The 820-nt window shown below is 52.4% G+C and carries 1 protein-coding gene; it reads right to left on the reverse strand.

Features of this window, described 5'->3' with window-relative positions; genetic code table 11:
• Positions 1-52 precede the first annotated feature (52 nt).
• Positions 53-757: an IS6-like element IS26 family transposase gene (locus RYZ59_RS24555; protein WP_001067855.1), complete on the reverse strand. Its 705-nt coding sequence runs from the start codon at positions 755-757 to the stop codon at positions 53-55.
• Positions 758-820: the final 63 nt, after the last annotated feature.

Raw genomic sequence — 820 nt, forward strand, 5'->3', positions numbered from 1 at the left:
GGCACTGTTGCAAAGTTAGCGATGAGGCAGCCTTTTGTCTTATTCAAAGGCCTTACATTTCAAAAACTCTGCTTACCAGGCGCATTTCGCCCAGGGGATCACCATAATAAAATGCTGAGGCCTGGCCTTTGCGTAGTGCACGCATCACCTCAATACCTTTGATGGTGGCGTAAGCCGTCTTCATGGATTTAAATCCCAGCGTGGCGCCGATTATCCGTTTCAGTTTGCCATGATCGCATTCAATCACGTTGTTCCGGTACTTAATCTGTCGGTGTTCAACGTCAGACGGGCACCGGCCTTCGCGTTTGAGCAGAGCAAGCGCGCGACCATAGGCGGGCGCTTTATCCGTGTTGATGAATCGCGGGATCTGCCACTTCTTCACGTTGTTGAGGATTTTACCCAGAAACCGGTATGCAGCTTTGCTGTTACGACGGGAGGAGAGATAAAAATCGACAGTGCGGCCCCGGCTGTCGACGGCCCGGTACAGATACGCCCAGCGGCCATTGACCTTCACGTAGGTTTCATCCATGTGCCACGGGCAAAGATCGGAAGGGTTACGCCAGTACCAGCGCAGCCGTTTTTCCATTTCAGGCGCATAACGCTGAACCCAGCGGTAAATCGTGGAGTGATCGACATTCACTCCGCGTTCAGCCAGCATCTCCTGCAGCTCACGGTAACTGATGCCGTATTTGCAGTACCAGCGTACGGCCCACAGAATGATGTCACGCTGAAAATGCCGGCCTTTGAATGGGTTCATGTGCAGCTCCATCAGCAAAAGGGGATGATAAGTTTATCACCACCGACTATTTGCAACAGTGCC

This window comes from Citrobacter sp. HN-141, from assembly GCF_033341895.1.
Classification (GTDB): Bacteria; Pseudomonadota; Gammaproteobacteria; order Enterobacterales; family Enterobacteriaceae; genus Citrobacter.

What these genes read in the sequence shown, in the direction of transcription:
- RYZ59_RS24555 (WP_001067855.1), bottom strand. Translation starts at nt 757, where the DNA reads ATGAACCCATTCAAAGGCCGGCATTTTCAGCGTGACATCATTCTGTGG.